The organism is Pseudomonas sp. TE3895, from assembly GCF_056278855.1.
On record NZ_JBWBQE010000001.1, the window covers coordinates 5,628,948 to 5,654,653 of the forward strand.

Consider the following 25,706-nt stretch of genomic DNA (forward strand, 5'->3'; position numbering starts at 1 on the left):
TGAGCAAGACAGTTGCTCCCATAAGCCCGGTGAAGGCAGCCAGATAGTCAGCTCTGCTGCAGGTGCCCATAAAGCTTGGCGTATAACCCACCCTCGGCAATCAGCTGCTGATGGTCGCCGTCTTCGGCCACGTGCCCGCCATCGAACACCAGCACCCGGTCGGCCTGTTTCACCGCCGACAAGCGATGGGCGATGATCAGCGTGGTGCGGCCGCTGAGGAAGCACGCCAAGGCCTGATGCAGGTTGTACTCGGTGGCGGCATCCAGGGCTGAGGTGGCCTCGTCGAGGATCACCACCTTGGGCTCAGCCAGTACCATGCGGGCAATGGCCAGGCGCTGGCGCTGGCCACCGGACAAGCGCACGCCTGAACGCCCTACCACACTGTCCAGGCCCTGCGGCAAGGCGGCGATGGTGGCATCCAGCTGGGCGATGCGCAGCGCCTGCCAGCACGCATCATCGCTGCAGTCGCGGCCCATGGTCAGGTTGGCACGCACGCTGTCGTTGAACAGCGACGGGTGCTGCAACACCACCGCGACATTCTCGCGCAGGGTTTCCAGGCCGATTTCCTGCAGGCTGGCCCCGCCAAAGCGGATGGTCCCGGCCTGGGCGCTGTAAAGGCCCAGCAGTAGCTGCACCAGCGTGCTCTTGCCGCCGCCGCTGGCACCGACAATCGCCACCTTCTCACCCGCGGCGATAGACAGGTCGAGGTGCTCGAGCACCGGCTCGTCGGCATAGGCAAAGCGCAGGTCGCGCACGTCAATGCCCACCGTTTCGCGCCCGGCGAACGGGTCGCTGGCGGCCGGGTATTGCGGCTCGTCGGCACGCGCCAGCAGCTCGTTGAGGCGGCTCAGCGCACCGCCTGCGGCGTAGTACGCATATTGCAGATTAAGCAGTTGCTCCACCGGACCGATCATGAACCACAGGTAGCTGAACACTGCCAGCATCTGGCCGATCGACAGATCGGAAAACAGCACGGTCAGCATGGCCGCCGCGCGGAAGATGTCGATGCCGAACTGGAACAGCAGGCCACTGGCACGGCCACTGGCATCGCTTTTCCATTGTGAGTCCACGGCGTAATCGCGCACTTCGCGGGCACGCAGGCCCAGGCGGCCAAGGAAGTAGCCCTGGCGGTTGCCAGCGCGGATTTCCTGAATGGCATCGAGGGTTTCCGCCAGCGCCTGGGTAAAGCGCGCGGTGCTGTCGTTTTCAAGCTTTTTCAGGTGTTTGACGCGCTTGCCCAACTGCACGGTGAAGTAGATCACCAGCGGGTTGAACAGCAAGATCAGCAAGGCCAGCTGCCAGTGCATCCAGATCAGGATCGCCGCCGTGCCGGTCAGTGTCAGCATGGCCACCAGGAAGCGGCTGAGGGTTTCGCCAACGAACTTGTCGAGGGTGTCCAGGTCGGTGACCAGGTGGGTGGTTACCGTGCCGCTGCCCAGGCTTTCGTACTCTTTCAGCGAAATACGCTTGAGGCGCTCGATCAGGCGGATGCGCAGGCGGTAGACGATGTCCTTGGCCAGCCCGGCGAACAGCTTGGACTGGATCACGTTGAACGCCAGTGCAGCCAGGCGCAGGCACAGGGTGAGCGCCAGCATCAGGCCGATGTAGCCGGCTGCTACCTGCCAGCTGGACGGCAGCAGATGGTTCATCCACTTCAGCGCGGCATCGCCATGGCCGAGCAGTACTTCGTCCACCAACAGCGGCAGCAGCAGCGGAATGGGCACACTGCAACACGCCGCCAGTAACGCAATGAGGTTGGCGGACCAGAGGTTTTTCTTGTGATGCAGGGCCAGGCGGCGGATTTCCGCCCAGCTCAGTCGATCGCCCGCAGTGTATGGCTTGCCCGGTACCGGGTCGGGTGACCCTGGTACATCAAGCACAGGCGGCCTGCTGCAGCCAGCGGCCGAGCAAGGGTTGCAGGCGCTCCAGCGGCTGGTAGCCGTTGGTCAGCAAGGCCAGTTGGCCATTGCGCTCGGCCAGCAAGGTCGGGAAACCGGCAATACCCAGGTCCTGGGCCCAGGCGAAGTCGGCCGCGGTGGCGGCGCGGGTATCGGCACGGGCGAAGGTTTCGGCGAACGCGGCACGGTCGAAGCCACTCTGGGAGGCCAACTCGACCAGCTGCGGCGCGGTGGTCACATCGGTACCCTGCTCGTAGAACGAACGCTGGATCAACGCCAGCAGCGGCCAGACGCGCTCGGCATCCAGCTCGCGGGCCGCGACCAGGGCGCGACAGGCCGGCTCGGTGTCGTAGACGAAGCCGTCAGGCATGGCCCCCTCGAAGCGGAACGGCTGGCCGGTAGCATCAGCCACCGCCTGCCAGTGCTCCAGGATGTACTTGCGAGTGGAGCTGTCCAGGGCGCTGCCGCCCGTACGCAGCCCGCCCGTTACCAAGCGGGCAGGCACGCCTGCCTCACGCGCCTGGGCGATCAGGGCCGCGGCCACTGGCGCAAACCCCCAGCACCAGGAGCACATCGGGTCCATCACATAGATCAGGCGTGCAGACATGCTTCAAGCCTCGGCTTTGTAGTTGTAACCGATCGGGTGCGGCAGGTTGCGGGCCTTGGCCAGCTCGATCTGCTTCTGCCGGTCGATGGCACTGCGCCGGGTCTTCTCGCTCAGGCTGTCCCAGCAATGCGGGCAGCTGACACCTGGCGAATAGTGCTCGGACGCGCGTTCCTCTGCATTGATCGGATGGCGGCAGGCGTGGCACTGGTCGTACTCGCCTTCGCTCAGGTCATGGCGCACCGTAACCCGGTTGTCGAAGACGAAGCAGTCGCCGTCCCACAGGCTTTCTTCCTGAGGCACTTCCTCGAAGTATTTCAGGATGCCGCCCTTAAGATGATAGACCGACTCGAAGCCTTCACCGAGCATGTAGCTGGAGGCTTTTTCGCAACGGATGCCGCCGGTGCAGAACATGGCGACCTTCTTGTGCTTGCTCGGGTCGAAATTGGCCTTGATGTACTCCGGGAACTCACGGAAGGTTTCGGTCTTCGGGTCGATGGCGCCCTTGAACGTACCGATGGCCACTTCGTAGTCGTTGCGGGTGTCGATCAACAGCACTTCCGGGTCGCTGATCAGGGCGTTCCAGTCCTTGGGCTCGACATAGGTACCAACGGCCTGGTTGGGGTCTACGCCCGGCACGCCGAGGGTGACGATCTCTTTCTTGAGCTTGACCTTGGTGCGGTAGAACGGCTGTTCGTCGCAGTACGACTCTTTATGGTCGACATCGACCAGGCGCGGGTCGCTGCGCAGCCAGGCCAGCAGGCCATCAATGCCTTCGCGGGTGCCCGACACGGTGCCGTTGATGCCCTCCTGGGCCAGCAGCAGGGTGCCTTTGACGTTGTTGTCGAGCATGGTCTTGAGCAGCGGCTCGCGCAGCTCGACGTAGTCTTCCAGGGTGACGAACTTGTACAGCGCCGCGACGACGATGGCTTGAGACATGTAACGGAATCTCCAGGTGGTTGCCCTCGTAAGGGGCGGACCGGGTTTGACGGTATAGAAAAGCATGGGGGCGCTTTGCGCCCCTTTCGCGACACAAGGCCGCTCCCACAGGGGACCGCGTAACCTGATGGCTAGTGCGGTTTTTGTGGGAGCGGCCTTGTGTCGCGAAAGGGCCGCAAAGCGGCCCCCGGATTTTGCAGGATTCTACCAGAACAACAGAAAGGTTTCAGTGCCCGCCGCCGGCGCACACCGGCGAGGCCGGTGCAACGCCGACCTTGGCCCACTCTTCGGCGGTGTAGGTGTGGATGGCCAGGGCGTGGATCTCGCCCATCAGCTCACCCATGGTGGCGTACACCTTCTGATGGCGCTTGACGCTGTTCAACCCGGCGAACTGCTCGCTGACGATCACGGCCTTGTAGTGGGTCTCCTGACCACGACTGTGCATGTGACTTTCGTTGAGCACTTGCAGGTGTTGCGGCGCCAGCGCGGCCAGTTGCTGTTCGATACGTTGTTGCATGGTCATTGCGGCGTACTCACTTCTTCGCGGGTGCGGCGGCCTTGCCTGCGTTCGGGTCCAGCTCTTTGGTCATGTCTTCCAGCAGCTTGTTCACCACCGGTACTGCTGGCTCCAGGCTCTGCTGGGTCAGCTGTGCCGACTGCTGAGTGACCTTGGGCATTTCACGCAGCACTTTCTTGCCCAGCGGCGATTCGTAGAACTTGACCAGGTCTTTCAGCTCCTGCTCGGTGAAGGTCTGGGTGTACAGGTCGACCATCTTCGGCTTCAGCTTGTTCCAGCCGATGGCGTTGTCCAGGGCGGCATTGGCCTTGGCCTGGTAGCTTTCCAGCACCGGTTGCTTGGCGGCCGGGGCCTTGGTCTGGGCGAAACGCTGGGCGAACATCTGCTGCACTTGCATGTACACCGGGGTGCCCAGCTTGTCGGCGTTGGCCAGGGTCAGGAATTTCTCGGCAGCAGCGTTGTGGCTGGCGGTGGCAGCGAGTACCTGGCCACTGGCGCAAACCAGGGCAACGGCGGCACAAAGGACACGGAGACGGGTCATTGCATTTCCTTCAAAGAGAGGGAGGCGGGCACCTCAGAGTAGAGCATTCTGCGCCGTGGTGGCGATGTGCTCAAGTGGCACGACGAGCGACGGAACCGCTCGGTCGAATCAGGGCCTAAACTGCGATTTCGAACTACACAGGAGTGAGTACAGAATGAGCCGTATCGAGACAGACAGCCTGGGCCCGGTCGAAGTTCCGGAGAACGCCTACTGGGGTGCGCAAACCCAGCGTTCGCTGATCAACTTCGCCATCGGCAAGGAACGCATGCCCCTCGCGGTGTTGCACGCCCTGGCACTGATCAAGAAGGCCGCCGCACGCGTCAACGACCGCAATGGCGACCTGCCGGCCGACATCGCCCGGCTGATCGAACAGGCCGCCGATGAAGTGCTGGCTGGCCAGCACGACGATCAGTTCCCGCTCGTCGTCTGGCAGACGGGCAGTGGCACCCAGAGCAACATGAACGTCAACGAGGTGATTGCCGGACGCGCCAACGAACTGGCCGGCAAAGGCCGTGGCGGCAAGGCGCCGGTGCACCCCAATGACCACGTCAACCGCTCGCAGAGCTCCAACGACTGCTTCCCCACCGCCATGCACATTGCGGCAGCCCAGGCGGTGCATGAAAAGCTGCTGCCGGCCGTCACCGAACTGTCTTCAGGGCTGGCCGAGCTGTCGATGCGTCACCACCAGCTGGTGAAAACCGGTCGCACACACATGATGGACGCCACGCCGATCACCTTCGGCCAGGAAGTGTCGGCCTTCGTCGCCCAGCTCGATTACGCCCAGCGCGCCATCCGCGCCACCCTGCCGGCGGTGTGCGAACTGGCCCAGGGCGGCACTGCCGTGGGTACCGGGCTGAACGCCCCGCAGGGGTTTGCCGAGGCCATCGCTGCCGAACTGGCGGCGCTGTCCGGCCTGCCGTTCATCACCGCGCCGAACAAGTTCGCCGCCCTCGCCGGCCACGAGCCGCTGACCAGCCTGGCGGGCGCCCTGAAAACCCTGGCCGTGGCCTTGATGAAAATTGCCAACGACCTGCGCCTGCTGGGTTCCGGCCCGCGCGCCGGCCTGGCCGAGGTGCGCCTGCCGGCCAACGAGCCCGGCAGCTCGATCATGCCGGGCAAGGTCAACCCCACCCAGTGCGAGGCGCTGTCGATGCTGGCCTGCCAGGTGCTGGGCAACGACGCGGCCATCGGCTTTGCCGCCAGCCAGGGGCATTTGCAGCTGAATGTGTTCAAGCCGGTGATCATCCATAACCTGCTGCAATCCATCGAGTTGCTGGCCGATGGTTGCCGCAACTTCCAGCAGCATTGCGTGGCGGGTATCGAGCCGGATGCCGAGCAGATGGCCGCGCACCTGGAGCGCGGGTTGATGCTGGTGACGGCGCTGAACCCGCATATTGGCTATGACAAGGCGGCAGAAATTGCCAAGAAGGCTTACAGCGAGGGCAAGACCTTGCGCGAGGCGGCCTTGGCGTTGAAGTACCTGACCAATGAGCAGTTCGACCAGTGGGTGCGGCCGGAGAATATGCTGGCGCCAGGCGGCAAGGGCTGACTGCTCTAGTAGCCTGTACCGGCCCTTTCGCGGGTAAACCCGCTCCTACGCCGAGAGGCGATCCATTGTAGGAGCGGGTTCACCCGCGAAAGGGCCGTACAGGCAATCGACAGACCTAGGCCAACCGCGCCCTGCGGGCCCGCCAACCCGCCACCAGCGAGGGCCCCAGCGCCACCAGCGCCGAACCGAACACCACCGTGACCGCCCCCAAATAGCCAAGGGCATTGATGTCCTCGGCATGCACATACTCAGGCCACACCCATGCTGCCAGCGCTACCGCAACAAAGGTCACCAGCGGGGTCAGCGCCAACGTGGCACTTACCCGCGACGCCTCCCAGTGCGCCAGCGCTTCGGCGAACGCGCCGTAAGCCACCAGGGTGTTCAGGCAACAGGCCAGCAGCAGCCAGCCTTGCACCGGGGTCAGTTGCAAGGCCTCCAGCGGGTGCACCCAAGGTGTCAGCAACGCAGCGCAGCTGAGGTAGATCACCATCATCACCTGCTGCGAGTGCCACACGGTCAGCAACTGCTTTTGGCTCAGGGCGTAGAACACCCAGATGCTGGTCGCCAGCAAGATGGTCAACACGCCGGTGGTGTAGGTACCCAGCGAAGTCAGTAGCTCTTCCAGGCGCTGGTTGAAGAACAGGCCAAACCCTGCCAGCAGCACCAACAGGCCCATGCCCTGCCCCACACTGAAGCGCTCGCGGAACACGAACACGCTGGCCACCAGCAACAGCACCGGGCCGATCTGTACCACCAGTTGTGCAGTGCCCGGGCTAAGCAGTTTGAGACCGATCAGGTAGAGCACGTAGTTGCCCATCAGGCCGAGCACCGCAACCAGCACCAGGCCCCTGCCCCTGGGCGCCAGCTTGCGTATGGACGGCAAACGCCGGTTAGCCGCCAGCCAGGCGAACAACAGGCTGCCGGAGACCAGCAGGCGGTACCAGGTGACAGTGATCGGGTCGACCACTTGCAATACCTGCTTGAGCTTGATCGGCAAGATGCCCCAGAGCAGCGCCGTCAGAAGTGCCAGGAACAGCCCATAGCCCCAGCGGCCAGAAGTGGTGTGCATAAAATCCTCGATCAAGCCCGTGGTGGGGGTTGTTGAATTCTACGGGGTTGGAGGACGGGGACGGTGGAGAGTGCCGAGAAAAGAATTCATCAGGTCATTCTTTTGGGGCATGGCTGGGGGGAGGTGTTGCCTGTGCTGACCCTTTCGCGGGTAAACCCGCTCCTACAGGAGCGTGAGCTGCGCCCCGGTGTTGGATTTTTTGTCCAACATCCGGGGTGCAGTCCAATCCGTCGTAGGAGCGGGTTTACCCGCGAAAGGGCCGAAACAGGCAACATCACATTCAGCTATTTCTTGTGCTTGGCAAACGCCGCTTCCAGCGCTTGGTTGATGGTGCGCACCACCTTCACCCGCGCCCAGCGCTTGTCATTGGCCTCCACCAGCGTCCAAGGGGCGATCTCGCTGCTGGTGCGGTCGACCATGTCACCCACCGCCTGGGAGTATTCGTCCCACTTGTCGCGGTTGCGCCAGTCATCCTCGGTGATCTTGTAGCGTTTGAACGGAATTTGCTCACGCTCTTCGAAGCGCTCCAGTTGGGTCTGCTGGTCGATCGCCAGCCAGAACTTGACCACCACCACGCCGGCATCCACCAACTGCTCTTCAAAGTCGTTGATCTCGCTGTAGGCACGCATCCAGTCAGCGGGGCTGCAGAAGCCTTCCACCCGCTCCACCAGCACCCGGCCATACCAGGAACGGTCGAAGATGGTGAACTTGCCCCGTGCCGGGATGTGCCGCCAGAACCGCCACAGGTACGGCTGGGCGCGCTCTTCTTCGGTCGGCGCGGCAATCGGCACGATACGGTACTGCCGCGGGTCCAGCGCTGCCGCCACGCGGCGGATGGCGCCCCCCTTGCCGGCGGCGTCATTACCTTCGAACACCGCCACCAGGGCGTGCCGGCGCATGCGCTTGTCACGCAGCAGGCCGGCCAGACGGGCCTGTTCGGTGATCAACTGTTCCTGATAGTCGGCCTTGTCCAGGCGCAAGGTCATGTCCAGGGCGCCAAGCAGGCTGCGGTCGTCGATGCTGTGGCCCAGCGGGGCCACGTTGCCCTGGTGCTTGCCCTTGGGATTATTGGCCAGCGCGGCTTGCAGGCTTTCCAGCAGAATGCGCCCCACCGCCAGGCTGCGGTAATTCGGGTCTACCCCTTCGATGATGTGCCATGGCGCATAGTCGCGGCTGGTGCGGCGCAGCACGCGCTCACCAAAGCGCACGAAGCGGTCGTAGGTTTGCGACTGCTGCCAATCCAGCGGGCTGATCTTCCAGCTGTGCAGCGGGTCGTCCTTGAGCGATTTCAGCCGTGCCTTCATCTGCTTCTTGGACAGGTGGAACCAGAACTTGATGATCAGCGCACCTTCATCGCAAAGCATCTGCTCCAGGCGCTCGGCACCGGTAATGGCCTGATCGAGCACGGCATCCTTGAACACCCCGTGCACCCGCCCCTGCAGCATCTGGCTGTACCAGTTGCCAAAGAACACACCCATCCGCCCCTTGGGTGGCAAGGCCCGCCAATAGCGCCAGGCGGGTGGGCGGGCCAGCTCTTCGTCGGTCTGCTGGTCGAAGGTGAGCACATCGATCATGCGCGGGTCCATCCACTCGTTGAGCAGTTTTACCGTCTCACCCTTGCCGGCGCCTTCAATGCCGTTGATCAGCACGATCACCGGAAACCGCGCCTGCTGCTTGAGTTCGTACTGGGCTTCGAGCAGGGCCTCGCGTAAAGCGGGTACCTCGGCGTCGTAAGCCTCCTTGTCGATGCTGTGGCCGATTTCGGCAGATTCGAACATGCATTGGCTCCTTCAATGGATAAGCAAGACTAGCGGATTTCATTTCGGCCTGTATTGACCCCTTCACCAATGAACGCGCTCCCACAGCTCAGCCGGATGGCATAAAATCCCGCCATCCGCTGCAACCGAGCCCACCATGCCCACCCTCCTCCAGCACGCCCAGATCGACTGGGACGACCAGGGCCGCCCCCATTCGCGGCACTATGACGACGTCTATTTCGCAGTCAACGAAGGCATCGAAGAAACCAAGCACGTGTTCCTCGGCCAGACCCGCCTGGCCGAACGTTTTGCCAACCTGGCGCCGCACGCCTGCGCGGTGATCGGCGAAACCGGTTTTGGCACCGGCATGAATTTTTTCTGCGCCTGGCAGCTGTTCGACCAGCACGCACACAGCGACGCACGCCTGCACTTCGTCAGCGTCGAGAAGTACCCCCTCGACCACGCCGACATGGCCCGCGCAGTGCGCCTGTGGCCTGAACTGGCCGCCTATACCGAGCCGCTGCTGGAGCAATACGTGGCGGTGCACCCGGGCTTTCAGCAGTTCACCTTCGCCGGTGGCAGGGTCACCCTGACCCTGTTGATAGGCGATGTGCTGGAACAGCTGCCGCAACTCGATGCGCAGATCGATGTGTGGTTCCTCGACGGCTTCGCCCCCGCCAAGAACCCCGACATGTGGACCCCGGAGCTGTTTGCGCAACTGGCGCGGCTATCGCATCCGGGCACGGTGCTGGGCACCTTCACCACCACCGGCTGGGTACGCCGCAGCCTGGTCGAAGCCGGCTTCGCCATGAAGAAGGTGCCAGGCATCGGCAAGAAGTGGGAGGTGATGAGCGGCGCCTACGTCGGCCCCCTGCCCGTCCCATGCGCGCCTTGGTACGCGCGCCCCGCTGTGACACAGGGGCCGCGCGAGGCGCTGGTGATCGGTGCCGGACTTGCCGGTAGCAGCAGCGCCGCCAGCCTGGCCCGGCGCGGCTGGCAGGTTACCGTGCTGGAGCGCCACGAAGCCCCCGCCCAGGAGGCTTCAGGCAACCCGCAAGGGGTGCTGTACCTCAAGCTGTCTGCCCATGGCACCGCGCTCTCGCAGATGATCCTGTCCGGGTTCGGCTACACCCGGCGCCAGCTGCAGCGCTTGCAGCGTGGCCGTGACTGGGATGCCTGCGGGGTGCTGCAACTGGCTTTCGACAGCAAGGAGGCCGAACGCCAGGGCAAGCTGGCTGCCGCCTTCGACCACGGCTTGTTGCACTGCCTGGCGCGCGCCGAGGCCGAAGCCATCGCTGGCGTGGCGTTGCCTGGCGGCGGGTTGTTCTACCCCGAAGGTGGCTGGGTGCACCCGCCAGCGCTGTGCCAACAGCAGTTGCAGCACCCTGGTATTCGCGTGGTGACCCACCAGGAAGTGCTCGAACTGCGCAAAGTGGATGAACAGTGGCAAGCCTGGGCTGGCGACCAGCTGTTAGCCCGCGCTCCAGTGGTGGTCCTGGCCGGTGCGGCGGATGTGCTGCGCTTCGAACCTTGCGCGCAGTTACCACTCAAGCGCATCCGCGGGCAGATCACCCGCTTGCCGGCCACCGCCAGCAGCCTGGCACTGCGCACCGTGGTGTGCGCGGAAGGCTATGTGGCACCGCCGCGCGAGGGTGAACATACACTGGGCGCCAGTTTTGACTTCCATAGCGAAGACCTTGCGCCGACGGTGGCCGAGCACCAGGGCAACCTGGCGCTGCTGGACGAAATTTCCGTCGATCTGGCGCAACGGCTGGCTGTGGCTGAACTGGACCCCGAGCAATTGCAGGGACGTGCTGCGTTCCGTTGCACCAGCCCGGATTACCTGCCGATCGTCGGCCCCATCGCCGACGGGCAGGCGTTTGCCGAAGCCTATGCAGTACTGGGCCGGGATGCGCGGCAAGTACCGGATGTGCCCTGCCCTTGGCTGGGCGGGTTGTATGTGAACAGCGGGCATGGCTCACGCGGGTTGATCACGGCACCGTTGAGTGGCGAGCTGGTGGCGGCCTGGGTATGTGGGGAACCGCTGCCATTGCCACGGGCGGTGGCGGAGGCTTGCCATCCGAACCGGTTTGGATTGCGCCGGTTGATCCGGGGGAAATGATTGCAGCGGGTTGCCTGCCCGGCGTCATATAACCAAACATTCTAAAACTCTCGAAAAGCACATAGGTCAGTTCCTTAAGGTGCCCTAATCCGGGGCATCACCTCCCCAACGGAAAAACCGGTAAGGACTTATGTGCGGATTAGCAGGAGAGTTACGTTTCACCCCCATCGACCAAGCCCCTCGCCCAGCCGACCTGGCTGCGGTAGAGCGCATTACCCATCACCTGGCCCCGCGTGGCCCGGATGCCTGGGGCTTCCATAGCCAAGGCCCGATCGCCCTGGGCCACCGGCGCCTGAAGATCATGGACCTGTCCGACGGCTCGGCGCAGCCGATGGTCGACAATACGCTGGGCCTGTCGCTGGCCTTCAACGGTGCCATCTACAACTTCCCCGAACTGCGCGAGGAATTGCAGGCGCTGGGCTACAGCTTCTGGTCCGACGGCGACACCGAGGTGCTGCTCAAGGGCTACCACGCCTGGGGCGCGGCGCTGCTGCCCAAGCTCAACGGCATGTTTGCCCTGGCCATCTGGGAGCGCGACAACCAACGCCTGTTCCTGGCCCGCGACCGCCTGGGCGTCAAACCCCTGTACCTGTCGCGCAACGGCGAGCGCCTGCGCTTTGCCTCGACCCTGCCGGCACTGCTCAAGGGCGGCGACATCGACCCGATGCTCGACCCCGTGGCCCTCAACCACTACCTGAACTTCCACGCCGTGGTACCGGCACCACGCACCCTGCTGGCCAATGTGCAGAAGCTGGAGCCCGGCACCTGGATGCGCATCGACCGCCATGGCGAAGTGGAACGCCAGACCTGGTGGCAGCTGAAGTACGGCCCCAACCCGGACGAGCGTGAACTTGATCTGGAAGGCTGGACCACCCGCGTACTCGACGCCACCCGCGACGCCGTGGCAATCCGCCAACGGGCAGCCGTCGATGTGGGTGTGTTGCTGTCCGGCGGCGTCGACTCCAGCCTGCTGGTCGGCTTGCTGCGCGAAGTGGGCGTTGACGACCTGTCGACCTTCTCCATCGGCTTTGAAGATGCCGGCGGCGAGCGCGGCGACGAGTTCCAGTATTCGGACCTGATCGCCAAACACTACGGCACCCGTCACCACCAGTTGCGCATTGCCGAACACGAAATCATCGACCAGTTGCCGGCCGCCTTCCGCGCCATGAGCGAACCGATGGTCAGCCACGACTGCATCGCCTTCTACCTGCTGTCGCGGGAAGTGGCCAAGCACTGCAAGGGCGTACAGAGCGGCCAGGGTGCCGATGAGCTGTTCGCCGGTTACCACTGGTACCCGCAGGTGGACGGCGCCGACGATGCCTATGCGGCCTACCGTGAGGCGTTCTTCGACCGCAGCCACGCCGAATACCGCGACACCGTGCAGGCCCCCTGGCTGCTGGAAACCGACGCTGCCGGCGACTTCGTGCGCGAACACTTCGCGCGTCCCGGCGCACCGGCTGCCGTGGACAAGGCGCTGCGCCTGGACAGCACCGTGATGCTGGTCGACGACCCGGTCAAGCGGGTGGACAACATGACCATGGCCTGGGGCCTGGAGGCGCGGACGCCGTTCCTCGATTACCGCCTGGTGGAACTGTCGGCACGCATTCCCGCCCGCTTCAAGCTGCCCGACGGCGGCAAGCAGGTGCTCAAGCAGGCGGCGCGACGGGTGATCCCGCATGAGGTGATCGACCGCAAGAAGGGTTACTTCCCGGTACCGGGCCTGAAGCATCTGGAAGGTGCCACCCTGGGCTGGGTACGCGAACTGTTGACCGACCCCAGCCAGGACCGAGGGTTGTTCAACCCGACCATGCTCGACCGCCTGCTGAGCAACCCGCACGGCCAGCTGACGCCATTGCGCGGTTCCAAGCTGTGGCAACTGGCGGCGCTGAACCTGTGGCTGAGCGAACAAGGAATCTGACCGATGAAAGCCCATGAAATCGCTTATGGTCAGCGCCTGCTGCGCGGCCAGGCGCCGTCCTACGAGCGCCTGCAGGCGCGCCTGGCCGGCGACGGCAGCCAGCCCCACGACCAACCGCGTGCCGTGCACTGCGGCTGGGGCCGGCTGTTGATAGGCCACACCTACCCCGACCCGGCTTCCCTGGCCGAGGATCTGCTCGACGAGCACCCGGGCGAACGCGACATCGCCCTGTACGTGGCCGCACCGCAGCAGGTGCTGGCCCAGGCCCCCCAGCAGCTGTTCCTCGACCCGTCCGACACCCTACGCCTGTGGTTCACCGACTACCGCCCGGCGCAGCGGGTATTTCGCGGCTTCCGCGTTCGCCGGGCACAGAACCCCGCCGACTGGCAGGCGATCAACACGCTGTACCAGGCGCGCGGGATGCTCCCCGTCGACGCCGAGCTGCTTACCCCCCGGCACTTGGGTGGCCCGGTGTATTGGCTGGCAGAGGACGAAGACAGCGGCGCGATTATCGGCAGCGTCATGGGCCTGAACCACACCAAGGCGTTCGATGACCCCGAGCATGGCAGCAGCCTGTGGTGCCTGGCGGTGGACCCACACTGCACCCGTCCCGGCGTGGGTGAAGTGCTGGTGCGCCACCTGATCGAACATTTCATGAGCCGTGGCCTGGCCTACCTGGACCTGTCGGTGCTGCACGACAACCGCCAGGCCAAGCGCCTGTACCAGAAACTGGGTTTTCGCAACCTGCCCACCTTCGCAGTCAAGCGCAAGAACGGTATCAACGAGCAACTGTTCCTCGGGCCTGGCCCGCAAGCCGACCTCAACCCCTACGCACGCATCATCGTCGACGAGGCCCTGCGCCGGGGCATCGAAGTGCAGGTGGACGACGCCGCTGGCGGCCTGTTCACCCTGAGCCTGGGCGGGCGGCGCATTCGCTGCCGGGAATCGCTCAGCGACCTGACCAGTGCCGTGACCATGACCCTGTGCCAGGACAAACGCCTGACCCAGCACGCCCTGCACAACGCCGGGCTGCAGGTGCCCGCGCAACAGCTGGCGGGCAATGCCGATGACAACCTGGCGTTTCTCGAAGAGCATGGCGCGGTGGTGGTCAAGCCGGTCGATGGCGAGCAAGGCCAGGGCGTGGCGGTGAACCTGACCTGCATCGACGACATCACCCGCGCCGTGGCGCATGCCCGCCAGTTCGACAGCCGCGTGCTGCTGGAAAGCTTCCATGCCGGGTTCGACCTGCGCATCGTGGTGATCGGCTACGAGGTGGTGGCCGCGGCCATCCGCCACCCGGCGCAGGTGCTGGGCGACGGTAAGCACAGCGTGCGCCAGTTGATCGAAGCCCAGAGCCGTCGCCGCCAGGCCGCCACCGGTGGCGAAAGCCGCATTCCGCTGGACGACGAAACCGAGCGCACCTTGCGCGCAGCGGGCGTTGGCTATGACGACGTGTTGCCGGCCGGCCAGCGCCTGGCCGTGCGGCGCACGGCCAACCTGCACACCGGCGGCACCCTGGAAGACGTCACCGAACGCCTGCACCCGGTGCTGGCCGATGCTGCCGTGCGGGCGGCACGGGCACTGGAAATTCCGGTGGTTGGGCTGGACTTCATGGTGCGCGATGCCGGGCAGCCGGAGTACGTGATCATCGAGGCCAACGAACGTGCTGGCCTGGCCAACCATGAACCGCAGCCCACGGCCGAGCGTTTTATCGACCTGCTGTTTCCCCATAGCCGGCCTTTGGCCTGACAACTGCTCGGCTTTTTGTGGGAGCGGCCTTGTGTCGCGAATGGGGTGCGAAGCGCCCCTAGGATCTCAGCTTCGCTGCCGATATTGCCGGGGCCGCTTTGCGGCCCTTTCGCGACACAAGGCCGCTCCCACAAGGACTGCGAAATTTTAACCCGACCGGAGGCCTGGACATGTCCGAACGACTCCCCGAACCCGATCTCGACTACCTCAAACGCGTGCTGCTGGAAATGCTCGCCATCCCCAGCCCCACCGGCTTCACCGACACCATCGTGCGCTACGTGGCCGAGCGCCTTGACGAACTGGGCATCCCCTTCGAGCTGACCCGCCGCGGCACCATTCGCGCCACCCTCAAAGGCCGGCAGGCCACCCCCGACCGCGCCGTTTCTGCCCACCTGGATACCATCGGCGCCAGCGTGCGTCAGTTGCAGGACAATGGCCGCCTGGCCCTGGCGCCCGTCGGCTGCTGGTCCAGCCGTTTTGCCGAGGGCAGCCGGGTTAGCGTGTTTACCGATACCGGGGTATTCCGTGGCAGCGTGCTGCCGCTGATGGCCAGCGGGCATGCCTTCAACACGGCGATCGACCAGATGCCGATCAGCTGGGACCACGTGGAAGTGCGCCTGGATGCCTACTGCGCCACGCGCGCCGACTGTGAGGCACTGGGCGTGAGCATTGGTGATTTCGTGGCCTTCGACCCCTTGCCCGAGTTCACCGAAAGCGGCCACATCAGCGCCCGTCACCTGGACGACAAGGCTGGCGTAGCGGCATTGCTGGCGGCATTGAAGGCCGTGGTGGAAAGCGGTCGCCAGCCGCTGATCGACTGCCACCCGCTGTTCACCATCACCGAGGAGACCGGCTCGGGTGCAGCCGGCGCCCTGCCCTGGGACGTCAGCGAGTTCGTCGGCATCGACATCGCCCCGGTGGCGCCTGGGCAAGCTTCCAGCGAGCATGCGGTCAGTGTGGCCATGCAGGACTCGTCGGGGCCTTACGACTACCACCTGTCCCGGCACCTGCTGAAACTGGCCGGCGACCATGACTTGCCGGTGCGGCGCGACCTGTTCCGCTATTACTTCAGCGATGCCCATTCGGCGGTAACTGCCGGGCACGATATTCGTACCGCGCTGGTGGCGTTCGGTTGCGATGCCACCCATGGTTACGAGCGCACCCATATCGACAGCCTGGCAGCGCTGAGCCGGTTGTTGTCAGCCTACCTGCTGAGCCCGCCAGTGTTTGCCAGCGACTCGCAGCCGGCCAATACGTCACTCGAGCGCTTCAGCCACCAGCTGGAGCATGATGCGCAGATGGAGAGCGACACGCGGGTACCGGCCGTGGACAGCCTGGTCGGAAACAAAGGCTAAACGCCCTTGGGGCTGCAAAGCGGCCCCAACACCTCGAATGTTTCGCGTAGCATGCCCATACCTATTTCAGACACCGCCCGACCATGCTGATCCCCTACGACCAATTGCAAGCCGAAACCCTGACCCGCCTGATCGAGGACTTCGTCACCCGCGACGGCACTGACAACGGCGACGACACCCCGCTGGAAACCCGCGTGCTGCGGGTACGCCAGGCATTGGCCAAAGGCCAGGCTTTCATCCTGTTCGACCTGGAAAGCCAGCAATGCCAGTTGCTGGCCAAGCATGATGTGCCCCGCGAGCTGCTCGAATAGCAGGTCAGGCCTCTTCAGGCCTTGCTCTGCTTGGACGCCTTGATGCGCTTGTAAACTTCGGCTCGATGCACCGGCACCTCACGCGGAGCAGCCACACCAAAGCGCACCACGCCGTCCCGGGTCTCTACCACCATGATCCGGATGTCATCGCCAATCACGATGACCTCCCCTACTTCGCGCCCTATTACCAGCATGTTCCGATCCTCCTGCGAAAGGGAAAACCGGAGCCTGCCCCGTAGGCATTCAGCTACTCAATAGTTCCACTGCGATTCAGAAGTCTCTTACACTTTTGAGTAACTTCTCCTACAGACCAATCATCGCGACGGGGCTTTTGCCCGCATTTTCACCGCCATTTCGGCCATCTCGTCATACAGCCGCTCAGGGGCCTGGCGTTTCAGTTGCCAGGCCTGGCGTCCTGTCTCATGAGGCAGGATGAGGAACTCGCCTGCAGCGACCTGCTGATGGATATAGTCGGCAATGTCCGCCGCACTGATCGGCGAACCTTCGAGCAGCTTGCCCACCTGCGCCTTCATCGCCGGGTTCGGCCCGCGGAACGAGTCCAGCAGGTTGGTCTGGAAGAACGACGGGCACACCACGTGCACCGCCACCTCCACCTGACGCAACTCCACCAGCAGGCTTTCCGACAAGGCCAGCACACCGGCCTTGGCCACGTTGTAGTTGCTCATGCCCGGGCCCTGCATCAGTGCGGCCATCGAGGCGACGTTGATAATGCGCCCCTTGCTGCGCTCCAGCAGCGGCAGGAAGGCCTTGCAACCCTTGACCACGCCCATCAGATTGACCGCGATCTGCCAGTCCCAGTCTTCCAGCGTCAGTTCGGCGAAGAACCCGCCCGAAGCGACGCCGGCGTTGTTGACGATCACATCGACCCCACCGAACTTCTCTTCGCAGGCTTGGGCCAGGGCCGTCAGCTGGCTATAGTCGCGCACATCGCAGCGCTGGACGAAGCCGTCGCCACCGGCCTGGCGAACCTGCTCCAGCGTTTCGCGCAGGCCGGTTTCGTTGACATCGGCCAATGCCAGGCGCCAGCCCTCACGGGCCCAGCGCAGGGCGATCTCGCGGCCGAGGCCAGACCCGGCGCCGGTGATCATGATGCGTTTTTGCATGGTCGCAGGCCTTGTTTTGACAGGGAGTACGGTGAGTCTAATCAAGGCGTCGCCATCCGGGAGGATTCATCAGGGCAGTGAATGGGCGGGCATGATTGGGTAGACGGCTGCACGGGGATGGAATCTTTACCAACCCGCACCGGTCCGAATTATCGAGAGGCCAGCATTCTCAGGCTCTTGCCCCCTAATCACGCAAGGACTTTGACATGACCACGATCCTTATCATCATCCTGATTCTGCTGCTGATCGGTGGCTTACCGGTCTTCCCCCACTCGCGCAGCTGGGGCTATGGCCCTTCCGGCATAATCGGCGTGGTGTTGGTGATTCTGTTGGTATTACTGTTGCTTGGGATGATATGACGCGCTGCGGATAGCCACTTCAAACAGTCACGTGAGGTGAATGGCAAGCGGGTCACACCACCCGGTTGCCATTCTACAGGTTCGCATCAAACACCATTGTCACGACGGCCTGATACTCGATACCAGGCAACATGTCCTGCTTCTGGGTGTGGCCGCGAGGGTATACATGAAAATGCAATTGCCCTTGGCTGCCGGTCACACCCTCTGGCGGGACTTCCAGGCTCATGGCGTTCTCAGCTCCGCCAAAGGACATTGCCTGCCGATAGAGCGAACGGCCATTGTAGGAAACCCCTGGCAAGGTCATGGCCAGGTACAGCGGTATGCCATGGCCCTTGGCCGACCGTAGATTGCACGTGCTATCCAGCCCGGTGCTGCACTGCGCCCAGACGTTGAATGGCCCACTGGCAGTCAGGCTGAAACCCACGTCTTTTTCCAGTTTCTCTGCCACACCCCGCCCGCGGTTCCCATGCCCGTGCGCCTGCTGCGGCACCAGTACCACCTGCTCGGAACCCGGCTCAAAACGCACCTCAAGGTCATGCACCACCTCCAGTTCGACGTTGATCGCCACTGAATCGGCCGTGAGCCCGGCGACCGTTCGGCTCGAACCCAGGCCAATATCCCTGTCGGGGCCTATCGAATAGACCACGCGCCCTCGGTACAGGCCCGACTTCAAGCTCGCTGGCAAAGGCGTCTTCAGCCTGTAGCCCAGCGTAAGGTGACTCACATGGTAAGTGCTCGCATTCGCCGCGTTGAGGTTGGCCCAGCACCCGTTGCTGGCTGGCGACCACAGAAACAGGCGATGGGCCGCGCTCGCCAACGCAACCTGGCAACCACTCGAGTCCAGGCCCGTGCGCGCCGCAAGCGTAGGTGCCCCATCGTCCGAAGTTACCGCACCGCCCAGGTGGGTAATGGCAAAGTCCATGCTGACTTGCTCGCCGGTCTTGTCACGGACCATCAGTAGCGCAGTTGGCTGGACAGGGGCCGAGAGGTAGAGGCCATCGGTGCCTTCGCCATCGACTGTTTTCGAGTATTCGACCCCCACATCCAGCAGATCCTGCAGCGGATCGCCACAAAGCTGCGGCAACTGAGTACAGACAGGGGATGACCGGGGTGTCAGGTTTTCAAATTGCCGGGTCTCGCCGCGGTAACGCAGCTTGAGCGTAATGTCGGCCGCCTGCGCCCACGATGAGCCGAGCACGCCAGACAGCAGTACCAGCATTGCACACTTGCGAAACATGCCCCTACCTCTCACTCTGCCTTGAAGTTCATGGCTTTGCGTGCATCGCCTTCCACCTGTTCGAAGCGGTATTCGACACCGGGCTTCTCGACGAACTCGCGCGTACGTCCAGGACGAAGATGGTGCTTGGCCGGAGGCTCACACTCGTCCTCGTTCAGCACACAGACCTGGACGTTGTCGAGCAGCACTGTCGCATTGCCCTCGTTGCGCACGGTCCATTTCCCACCGGCTCGCTCGATCGAGGTCTGATACCGCGTGGCAGCAGGTTTGATAATCAAAATGGTGCCGTAGCCGGCCAGAAACTGCACACCGGCACTGAGTTCTTTGCGGTAAGCGTCAAGCTCCGTTTCATCCAGTGCGAAGCTGTCATCCTGTTCCGGCACCACCGGGACGAAGCGCAGCCGGTAGTAACGCTCCTGGTTCCGTTCACCGCGATACAGCAACCGCACGGCTTGCATGCCGCGTGCCGGGATGATCATCCGCGCTGGGCTGGCAACAACGCTGCGCTGATCGAAGGGCAGCTCATCGACTTCCACCTCACGGGGTTCGGCCTGGCCGTCGTAGACCAGCTCCAGCACGCTGACCTTGACGAACGCAGTACTGTCCCCCCGGTTGTAGATGCGTTTGGCATAGGTGCCCTTGCCTGGCTCGAGGTAGTCATAGAGCGCGCCGACATCCAGCTGTGGCCCGGCCTGGGCAAACCACGGCAGCATCAGCGCAACGAACAACAAGGGTGACAAGTGAAATGTGAACCTGTGCATCTTCAACCTCTGTTTACTCAACATCCAATCCATCGACCCGGGAATCGGGCCCTCTATAGCGTCATGCCGAAAGCCGTCTCAGCCCACATTGGGCACACACCGCTGATCACCCACGATCAGCAGGTCATCCTCGCGATCAAAGTTGTCCGGCGGTAATGTCAGAAGGCAGCTACCTGCCGTGTCATGGCGAATTTCCAAGGTGGGCCGTGACTCACTCATTTCGACGTTGAAATAGCCATCCACCTCGACAACCGTGCGCCCGGCGTCATTGACCACATGCGCGCCGTGCAGTGGCTGGCCTTGCCCGTCGAGCAGCCGACCAAACACGGTGACCGTTCGCATGACCTTCACTGAGTGGTACCCCACCCCACCGCGGTTGAGGTGATAGTCCACAGCGAGGGGTTGGATCTGAGCTGGCGGCACGTCCTTCGTGTCGAAGTCGAAGCGCACATGGCCAGACTTGAACGCCGTCACCGGCACGATATTGCGCCCGGGGTGCAGCACTGCACTCATGCCCTGGCCATCGTTGGCGCGCAGCTTTACACCGTGCAGATCGCTTTCGACATCGATGATCAAGCCGGCTTCGAGCGGCAGGTTGCTGCCGCCCATGGCCAGCTTCCCGGCGCCCAGCGCCAGGGTGCTTTCCAGGTTGAGGCCACCGCTGAGGTTATTGTTGAAAGAGGAACTCTGGGCATAGGCATCGCCCTGCAGCGCCTGGCTGTGGAACCGCCCATTGGCCGCCAGGCTGGTGCCATAGCTGTCGAGCGTCGCACTGCCCCCCAGGCTGTGCACGGGGCCCAGGTCGACGTTCTGCCGATACCACAGCGAAGCGTAGGGGTCATTGCCCCCCTCACGCGAGGCGCGGCTACCCACATCGACCCCAAGCTGCCTGCCATCGCGCTCAAGCTTCATGCTTACAGCAACGTTGACGCCGCGGCTACGGACACCGGCGCTGCTGCGCGTTCCAGGCCTGTCGAAAAGTGACAGGCGAACACTGCTCTGATGCCCCCGCAGTTTCCCGTAGAACGCCCAGCTCAGGTCGGCCCCCAGGCCGCTTGCCGAGCCCGCACTGTGTTCCAGGCGCAGCGTCGCTGAACTGCGCGCGGTTACCCGCTGGTTGATCGAAAAGGCGGTGCGGCTGCGCACCTGGCGCTGGGAAGTATCGTCGCGACCGCTACTGCCAGGCTCCAGCCAGGTCTGGTTGTGGCTCAGCAACAACGAGCCCCATGGGTGGGTGTAGGTCAACTGCAGATCGCCGCCGTTGCCCAGGCCCTGGGTCTGATTGAGGCTGGCGTAAAGCTTGAACCGTTCATGCACGTCCCAGTCCAGCGAAGTACCCAACTGCAGGTCAGCATCGACCTGTTGCATTGACAACCCCAGCACCGCAGCAGGATGCATCAGGTAGTTGGAAAGGGCGCCGAACACCGGGCTCTGTTCACGACTGCCATCCGAGTTGCTCAGCAGCTCGACCTGCTGGCCCAGGTACAGGTTGTAGCGCCAGCGGTTATCCATGTTCTGCCACCGGCTGGGCTTGTAGATGGACACTTCGCTGCGCGAGGTCTCTAGGCCGTCTTCGAGCAAACGCAGCTCCACATCATAGATGCCGCCGGGCAATACCCGCGTGTCGATCGCCTGCAAACCGGGCTGTACCGGCTGACTGTTGATCAGCGAACCATTGCGATAGACTTCGACGATACCCGGGCGGTTCGGCGTGACGTAGACCGGGATGGCGCTGGCTTGGCCATTGTCGACCAGCAGGCTGTCACTGCTGCCCAGCATCAAGCCAAGCGTGCTATCAGGGCGGCGCCCGAGTAGCGCTGGCTGGCGCACCAGGCCTTGTGCGCCAGTGGAGAAGTAACCCAGCCGAAAGAAATGCTCTTCCTGCAGGCTCTCCGCGTAAAGCTGGTTCATGCGGTAACGCATATCGCCTTGCTCAGATGGGCTACGATCCACGCGTGCATCGGCAAGCGTCGTCCAGTTATGCAGGTTGCCCTGACCGAGCAGGCCGATTCTGCCCGTGGTCTGGTTGCCATCATTGACCAGGTTGAGCTGGTTACGCAGCAGCAACCCAGCGTCACTCTGCTCCGGGAGGCGGTGAAAGAGCGCGTCCTGCTCCCGCTTCTCGGCATTGGACGTCAGCAATGACAACTGGGAATTGGCCAGGCTGTAATGGATAGCCTGCAACCCGTCCGGGCAGTTTTGCAGGCAGTCGCCCAGCATGCGCCCGCCTTCCAGGCGCTGTTGCCATAACTGCCTGAGTGTGGCCGGCTCTGCGCTCTGCTCAGTGTCGGTAAACGCCAGCAACTGCACACGGTTATCACGGCTCAGCACCACCATGGCATCGCCGAGGTAGCGCTGATCCAGTTCCACTCGCACGGCAAGTGGCACATCGAAGAAGTGCGCCTCGAAGTCTTCAGGCAAACGCCCGAATGTATTCAGGTCAATGGCACTGGACGCGCGCTCGGCCAACACTTCGAGGGGCAAAAGGCAGGCAGCACCCAGCAGCCAGACAGCGAGTGCACGGCCGGGTGCAGCAAACTGGAACATGATTCAATCCACTTCAACACCTGCCCCTACACTGGTAAATATCCAGTAAGCTGAGGCAGGCGGCACTGCTTCAATCAAAGGCTGGTGGAGGAAGTCTCAAACAACACGCTCACTGTCCCGGCATACTCACCCTTTACATAACCTTTCTCAGGCTTTATGGCGTTAAACGTAATGGGAAGATCGTTGCCGACTTTAGCATCTTCCGCGCTCATGACCTCCGTGGGCGTCAACGCCAACTTTTTACCCCCAACAGAGATGACAAGATCAATCCTCTGGTCGGTTTGTGGGTCTTGCAGCGCCGCTGTGTTCAGCAGGTGGGCCTGAATAGCGCCGACATCACTCTGTGCCGTGAACTTTTCATTGACCGCCTTGAAGTCTTCGCGCTCCGGTTCATATTCAAGGGTCACGCCTTTCTCCAGCCAGTCCCCTACGGGGGCCACTGAAAAATCATTCCCGGGAATGATCGCCGTCACTGAAATATTCTGGCTGATCGGCTCAGGGGCGGACGCGACAGCGGCACCGGCAAACAATGCAAGGAACGGGACAGCCAATACATAGGGTTTCACATCAAACTTCCTTTAACGGTTGCACATCAAATAGCGGGCACCCGGGGGCACCCGAATGAAATTGCGGTTCAGGGCGCCCCTGTTTCAAACATCAAGGTGGCTTGCGTGACGTAGGTGCCGGGCATGCGAGTCGACGACGCTTCCGCCATCGGATAGAACCTGAATTGAATGTTTTTTCCCTGAGCGGCTTCAGCAGCACTGACGATTTCAACCGGTGCTGTGCCCATTTTTTTGCGATTCAACATGATGTGGTATCGACGGGGCGCTTCTGCACCGCCTACCCGGGTGAACCGATAATCCGAACGGTCTGTTTTCGCGTAAATTGGGCCGTAGGTACTTTTTACAAACACCTCTTTTTCAATTTGCTTGAAGACGCCCCGGTCCGGGTCATATTCAGCCTGAAGTACGCCCTCCCACCAACTGTCAACCGAGCTCACCTGAAACTCTGGTACCGACACGACAGCCTGGACACTGATATCCTGCGGTATTTCCTTCGCCCCGGCAGCGCCCGCCACGCCAAGGAGAGCGAAGGTGATCAAACAGCGTAACTTCATTGAACATTCCCCAAATGTGCCGGCATCTATAGATGCCCTTACGACATGAGGAAACTTTTATGGGCAGAGCCTCACTCTGTATGTAGGTTGTTTCTGACAGCATAAAATAAAAAACGCCCCGACAAGCGGGGCGTTTTTCAGTGCAGGGGATTGACGTTAGTGCGAGACCGCCCCGCTGGCACCCAGGCCAGTCTGCGAACGCACGAACTGCGGGAAGAACAGCGCGCGCTCATCCTCAGCCGCCTTGGACTTGTCGGTGACCGAGAAGAACCAGATGCTGACGAAGGCAATGGCCATCGAGAACAGCGCCGGGTACTCGTACGGGTAGATGGCCTTCTCGTGGCCGAGAATCTGTACCCAGATGGTCGGGCCAAGGATCATCAGCGTCACCGCACTCACCAGGCCCAGCCAGCCGCCGATCATGGCGCCGCGGGTGGTCAGCTTCTTCCAGTACATCGAAAGCAGCAGCACCGGGAAGTTGCAGCTGGCCGCAATGGAGAACGCCAGGCCGACCATGAAGGCGATGTTCTGCTTCTCGAACAGAATCCCCAGGCCGATCGCCAGCACACCCAAGGCGACAGTGGTGATCTTCGATACGCGGATCTCGTCCTTGTCGTTGGCTTTGCCCTTGCGCCAGACGCTGGCGTACAGGTCGTGGGACACCGCCGAGGCACCGGCCAGGGTCAGGCCAGCCACCACCGCCAGGATGGTGGCAAAGGCCACCGCCGAGATGAAGCCGAGGAACACACTGCCACCCACCGCATTGGCCAGGTGCACCGCAGCCATGTTGTTGCCACCCAGCAGAGCGCCTGCGGCGTCCTTGAATTCCGGGTTGGTGCTGACCAGCAGGATTGCGCCAAAGCCAATGATGAAGGTGAGGATGTAGAAGTAGCCGATGAAGCCGGTGGCATACAGCACGCTCTTGCGCGCTTCCTTGGCGTCACTGACGGTGAAGAAGCGCATCAGGATGTGCGGCAGGCCGGCAGTACCGAACATCAGTGCCAGGCCCAGGGAGAATGCCGAGATCGGGTCCTTGACCAGGCCGCCGGGGCTCATGATCGCCTCGCCCTTGGCGTGTACCTTGATGGCCTCGGAGAACAGCGTGTTGAAGTCAAAGCCCACGTGCTTCATGACCATCAGCGCCATGAAACTGGCACCGGACAGCAGCAGCACAGCCTTGATGATCTGTACCCAGGTGGTGGCCAGCATGCCGCCGAACAGCACGTACAGGCACATCAGGATACCCACCAGGATCACCGCCACATGGTAGTCCAGGCCGAACAGCAGCTCGATCAGCTTGCCGGCGCCGACCATTTGCGCGATCAGGTAGAACGCCACCACCACCAGCGAACCGGAGGCCGACAGGGTGCGGATTTCCTTTTGCCCGAGGCGGTACGAGGCCACGTCGGCGAAGGTGTACTTGCCCAGGTTGCGCAGGCGTTCGGCAATCAGGAAAAGAATGATCGGCCAGCCAACCAAAAAGCCGATCGAGTAGATCAGGCCGTCATAACCCGAAGTGAACACCAGCGCGGAAATACCCAGGAACGAGGCGGCCGACATGTAGTCGCCAGCAATCGCCAGGCCGTTCTGGAAGCCGGTGATCTTGCCACCGGCAGCGTAGTAGTCCGATGCCGACTTGTTGCGTTTGGAGGCCCAGTAGGTGATGCCGAGGGTGAAGGCGACGAAGGCCACGAACATGGCGATGGCGGAAACGTTCAGCGGTTGTTTCTGCACCTCGCCGGTCAGGGCATCGGCGGCCCACACGGCGGGTGCGAAGGCTCCGCAGGCCAGTACGGCCAGGGCTTTGGTTTGGCGAATCATTGTTGCGCCTCCTTCAGGATTTCCTTGTTCAGCTCATCGAATTCGCCGTTGGCGCGGCGTACGTAGATGGCGGTCAGGACGAATGCCGAAACGATCAGGCCGACGCCCAGGGGAATGCCCCAGGTAATCGATGACTCAGGGCTGAGCTTGGCGCCCAGCAAATGAGGTCCGTAGGCGATCAGGAGGATGAAGGCGCAGTACAGGCCGAGCATGATCGCCGAGAGAATCCAGGCGAACCGTTCGCGTTTGGTGACCAGCTCCTTGAAACGGGGGCTGTTTTGTATCGAGAGGTAAATGCTGTCGTTCATTGTTTTTGTCCTAGCAGCACAGATACGGGATGGAACCCACACCCTTACTTTATGCTGCCGATGGACGCCAACCAGACGACCTTAGTCTTAGATGCAACGG

23 protein-coding genes are annotated in these 25,706 nt (G+C 62.8%); 7 read left to right on the forward strand and 16 right to left on the reverse strand.

Annotated elements, in window-relative coordinates:
• Positions 1-47: 47 nt before the first annotated feature.
• From ACZ889_RS25435 to ACZ889_RS25455, 5 genes are all read right to left on the reverse strand, one after another.
• Positions 48-1,880, reverse strand: coding sequence for an ABC transporter ATP-binding protein (locus tag ACZ889_RS25435; protein ID WP_060539164.1), 1,833 nt, complete (start codon positions 1,878-1,880; stop codon positions 48-50).
• Positions 1,873-2,505 (reverse strand): DsbA family protein, encoded by a 633-nt coding sequence (locus ACZ889_RS25440; protein WP_003252648.1) that lies wholly within the window; start codon positions 2,503-2,505, stop codon positions 1,873-1,875. The genes ACZ889_RS25435 and ACZ889_RS25440 overlap by 8 nt, the downstream gene beginning before the upstream one ends.
• 3 nt (positions 2,506-2,508) lie before the next feature.
• On the reverse strand, positions 2,509-3,441 hold the full coding sequence (gene trhO / locus ACZ889_RS25445) for an oxygen-dependent tRNA uridine(34) hydroxylase TrhO (RefSeq protein WP_180689413.1): 933 nt from the start codon (positions 3,439-3,441) through the stop codon (positions 2,509-2,511).
• A gap of 226 nt (positions 3,442-3,667) precedes the next feature.
• A complete protein-coding gene (locus ACZ889_RS25450; protein WP_003252644.1) occupies positions 3,668-3,964 on the reverse strand; it encodes a BolA family protein in 297 nt (98 codons plus the stop codon).
• A 10-nt stretch (positions 3,965-3,974) separates the two neighbouring features.
• Positions 3,975-4,499, reverse strand: a complete 525-nt coding sequence (locus ACZ889_RS25455) for a DUF2059 domain-containing protein (RefSeq protein ID WP_003252642.1) — start codon at positions 4,497-4,499, stop codon at positions 3,975-3,977.
• Positions 4,500-4,653: 154 nt separating this feature from the next.
• On the opposite strand from ACZ889_RS25455, the gene ACZ889_RS25460 reads away from it, so the two are divergent.
• Positions 4,654-6,048 (forward strand): class II fumarate hydratase, encoded by a 1,395-nt coding sequence (locus tag ACZ889_RS25460; RefSeq protein WP_476257938.1) that lies wholly within the window; start codon positions 4,654-4,656, stop codon positions 6,046-6,048.
• A 115-nt stretch (positions 6,049-6,163) separates the two neighbouring features.
• Here the strand turns inward: ACZ889_RS25460 and ACZ889_RS25465 are convergent, their stop codons facing one another.
• Together ACZ889_RS25465 and pap are read right to left on the reverse strand one after the other, a co-directional pair.
• A complete protein-coding gene (locus tag ACZ889_RS25465) occupies positions 6,164-7,117 on the reverse strand; it encodes a DMT family transporter (protein WP_180689412.1) in 954 nt (317 codons plus the stop codon).
• Positions 7,118-7,401: 284 nt separating this feature from the next.
• Positions 7,402-8,895: a polyphosphate:AMP phosphotransferase gene (gene pap / locus ACZ889_RS25470; protein WP_003252637.1), complete on the reverse strand. Its 1,494-nt coding sequence runs from the start codon at positions 8,893-8,895 to the stop codon at positions 7,402-7,404.
• A 136-nt stretch (positions 8,896-9,031) separates the two neighbouring features.
• Here pap and mnmC point away from each other — a divergent pair, with 136 nt between their 5' ends.
• The 5 genes from mnmC (at position 9,032) to ACZ889_RS25495 (ending at position 16,329) form a co-directional block, all read left to right on the forward strand.
• Positions 9,032-10,996 (forward strand): bifunctional tRNA (5-methylaminomethyl-2-thiouridine)(34)-methyltransferase MnmC2/FAD-dependent 5-carboxymethylaminomethyl-2-thiouridine(34) oxidoreductase MnmC1, encoded by a 1,965-nt coding sequence (mnmC, locus tag ACZ889_RS25475; RefSeq protein WP_476257939.1) that lies wholly within the window; start codon positions 9,032-9,034, stop codon positions 10,994-10,996.
• Positions 10,997-11,126: 130 nt separating this feature from the next.
• A complete protein-coding gene (locus tag ACZ889_RS25480; RefSeq protein WP_180689410.1) occupies positions 11,127-12,914 on the forward strand; it encodes an N-acetylglutaminylglutamine amidotransferase in 1,788 nt (595 codons plus the stop codon).
• 3 nt (positions 12,915-12,917) lie between these two features.
• Positions 12,918-14,663: an N-acetylglutaminylglutamine synthetase gene (gene ngg / locus ACZ889_RS25485; protein WP_003252632.1), complete on the forward strand. Its 1,746-nt coding sequence runs from the start codon at positions 12,918-12,920 to the stop codon at positions 14,661-14,663.
• 170 nt (positions 14,664-14,833) lie between these two features.
• Positions 14,834-16,018 carry an osmoprotectant NAGGN system M42 family peptidase gene (locus ACZ889_RS25490; protein WP_010952789.1) on the forward strand — a complete coding sequence of 395 codons (1,185 nt, stop codon included), beginning with the start codon at positions 14,834-14,836 and terminating at the stop codon, positions 16,016-16,018.
• Between the two features lie 83 nt (positions 16,019-16,101).
• Positions 16,102-16,329 carry a YheU family protein gene (locus ACZ889_RS25495; RefSeq protein ID WP_004575803.1) on the forward strand — a complete coding sequence of 76 codons (228 nt, stop codon included), beginning with the start codon at positions 16,102-16,104 and terminating at the stop codon, positions 16,327-16,329.
• A 14-nt stretch (positions 16,330-16,343) separates the two neighbouring features.
• Here the strand turns inward: ACZ889_RS25495 and csrA are convergent, their stop codons facing one another.
• On the reverse strand, positions 16,344-16,523 hold the full coding sequence (csrA, locus tag ACZ889_RS25500; RefSeq protein ID WP_004575804.1) for a carbon storage regulator CsrA: 180 nt from the start codon (positions 16,521-16,523) through the stop codon (positions 16,344-16,346).
• Between the two features lie 120 nt (positions 16,524-16,643).
• On the reverse strand, positions 16,644-17,453 hold the full coding sequence (locus ACZ889_RS25505) for an SDR family oxidoreductase (protein WP_180689409.1): 810 nt from the start codon (positions 17,451-17,453) through the stop codon (positions 16,644-16,646).
• Between the two features lie 206 nt (positions 17,454-17,659).
• Here ACZ889_RS25505 and ACZ889_RS25510 point away from each other — a divergent pair, with 206 nt between their 5' ends.
• Complete coding sequence (locus tag ACZ889_RS25510; protein WP_003252624.1) at positions 17,660-17,812, forward strand: DUF3309 family protein; 153 nt, start codon at positions 17,660-17,662, stop codon at positions 17,810-17,812.
• A gap of 73 nt (positions 17,813-17,885) precedes the next feature.
• Here the strand turns inward: ACZ889_RS25510 and ACZ889_RS25515 are convergent, their stop codons facing one another.
• From ACZ889_RS25515 to ACZ889_RS25545, 7 genes are all read right to left on the reverse strand, one after another.
• On the reverse strand, positions 17,886-19,049 hold the full coding sequence (locus ACZ889_RS25515) for a hypothetical protein (RefSeq protein ID WP_476257940.1): 1,164 nt from the start codon (positions 19,047-19,049) through the stop codon (positions 17,886-17,888).
• Between the two features lie 11 nt (positions 19,050-19,060).
• Positions 19,061-19,810 carry a hypothetical protein gene (locus tag ACZ889_RS25520; protein ID WP_017147881.1) on the reverse strand — a complete coding sequence of 250 codons (750 nt, stop codon included), beginning with the start codon at positions 19,808-19,810 and terminating at the stop codon, positions 19,061-19,063.
• 78 nt (positions 19,811-19,888) lie between these two features.
• Positions 19,889-22,357, reverse strand: a complete 2,469-nt coding sequence (locus ACZ889_RS25525; RefSeq protein WP_476257941.1) for a CS1-pili formation C-terminal domain-containing protein — start codon at positions 22,355-22,357, stop codon at positions 19,889-19,891.
• Between the two features lie 74 nt (positions 22,358-22,431).
• The gene (locus ACZ889_RS25530; protein ID WP_004575809.1) at positions 22,432-22,923 is read right to left on the reverse strand and encodes a CS1 type fimbrial major subunit; all 492 of its coding nucleotides are present in this window, start codon (positions 22,921-22,923) and stop codon (positions 22,432-22,434) included.
• Between the two features lie 68 nt (positions 22,924-22,991).
• Positions 22,992-23,477: a hypothetical protein gene (locus ACZ889_RS25535; protein ID WP_004575810.1), complete on the reverse strand. Its 486-nt coding sequence runs from the start codon at positions 23,475-23,477 to the stop codon at positions 22,992-22,994.
• Between the two features lie 156 nt (positions 23,478-23,633).
• Entirely contained in the window at positions 23,634-25,298 is a 1,665-nt protein-coding gene (locus ACZ889_RS25540; RefSeq protein WP_012053405.1) for a cation acetate symporter, read from the reverse strand.
• Positions 25,295-25,606: a DUF485 domain-containing protein gene (locus ACZ889_RS25545; RefSeq protein ID WP_003252591.1), complete on the reverse strand. Its 312-nt coding sequence runs from the start codon at positions 25,604-25,606 to the stop codon at positions 25,295-25,297. Before ACZ889_RS25545 ends, ACZ889_RS25540 begins: the two co-directional genes overlap by 4 nt.
• Positions 25,607-25,706 lie beyond the last annotated feature (100 nt).

Bases quoted from the DNA above. Each gene is read 5' to 3' on its own strand.
- ACZ889_RS25450 (WP_003252644.1), bottom strand. From the start codon at position 3,964: ATGACCATGCAACAACGTATCGAACAGCAACTGGCCGCGCTGGCGCCG.
- ACZ889_RS25520 (WP_017147881.1), bottom strand. From the start codon at position 19,810: ATGCACAGGTTCACATTTCACTTGTCACCCTTGTTGTTCGTTGCGCTG.
- ACZ889_RS25495 (WP_004575803.1), top strand. From the start codon at position 16,102: ATGCTGATCCCCTACGACCAATTGCAAGCCGAAACCCTGACCCGCCTG.
- ACZ889_RS25490 (WP_010952789.1), top strand. From the start codon at position 14,834: ATGTCCGAACGACTCCCCGAACCCGATCTCGACTACCTCAAACGCGTG.
- ACZ889_RS25480 (WP_180689410.1), top strand. From the start codon at position 11,127: ATGTGCGGATTAGCAGGAGAGTTACGTTTCACCCCCATCGACCAAGCC.
- ngg (WP_003252632.1), top strand. From the start codon at position 12,918: ATGAAAGCCCATGAAATCGCTTATGGTCAGCGCCTGCTGCGCGGCCAG.
- ACZ889_RS25535 (WP_004575810.1), bottom strand. From the start codon at position 23,477: ATGAAGTTACGCTGTTTGATCACCTTCGCTCTCCTTGGCGTGGCGGGC.
- ACZ889_RS25440 (WP_003252648.1), bottom strand. From the start codon at position 2,505: ATGTCTGCACGCCTGATCTATGTGATGGACCCGATGTGCTCCTGGTGC.
- ACZ889_RS25460 (WP_476257938.1), top strand. From the start codon at position 4,654: ATGAGCCGTATCGAGACAGACAGCCTGGGCCCGGTCGAAGTTCCGGAG.
- ACZ889_RS25505 (WP_180689409.1), bottom strand. From the start codon at position 17,453: ATGCAAAAACGCATCATGATCACCGGCGCCGGGTCTGGCCTCGGCCGC.
- pap (WP_003252637.1), bottom strand. From the start codon at position 8,895: ATGTTCGAATCTGCCGAAATCGGCCACAGCATCGACAAGGAGGCTTAC.
- ACZ889_RS25545 (WP_003252591.1), bottom strand. From the start codon at position 25,606: ATGAACGACAGCATTTACCTCTCGATACAAAACAGCCCCCGTTTCAAG.
- ACZ889_RS25525 (WP_476257941.1), bottom strand. From the start codon at position 22,357: ATGTTCCAGTTTGCTGCACCCGGCCGTGCACTCGCTGTCTGGCTGCTG.
- ACZ889_RS25510 (WP_003252624.1), top strand. From the start codon at position 17,660: ATGACCACGATCCTTATCATCATCCTGATTCTGCTGCTGATCGGTGGC.
- ACZ889_RS25540 (WP_012053405.1), bottom strand. From the start codon at position 25,298: ATGATTCGCCAAACCAAAGCCCTGGCCGTACTGGCCTGCGGAGCCTTC.
- mnmC (WP_476257939.1), top strand. From the start codon at position 9,032: ATGCCCACCCTCCTCCAGCACGCCCAGATCGACTGGGACGACCAGGGC.
- ACZ889_RS25455 (WP_003252642.1), bottom strand. From the start codon at position 4,499: ATGACCCGTCTCCGTGTCCTTTGTGCCGCCGTTGCCCTGGTTTGCGCC.
- csrA (WP_004575804.1), bottom strand. From the start codon at position 16,523: ATGCTGGTAATAGGGCGCGAAGTAGGGGAGGTCATCGTGATTGGCGAT.
- ACZ889_RS25515 (WP_476257940.1), bottom strand. From the start codon at position 19,049: ATGTTTCGCAAGTGTGCAATGCTGGTACTGCTGTCTGGCGTGCTCGGC.
- ACZ889_RS25465 (WP_180689412.1), bottom strand. From the start codon at position 7,117: ATGCACACCACTTCTGGCCGCTGGGGCTATGGGCTGTTCCTGGCACTT.
- trhO (WP_180689413.1), bottom strand. From the start codon at position 3,441: ATGTCTCAAGCCATCGTCGTCGCGGCGCTGTACAAGTTCGTCACCCTG.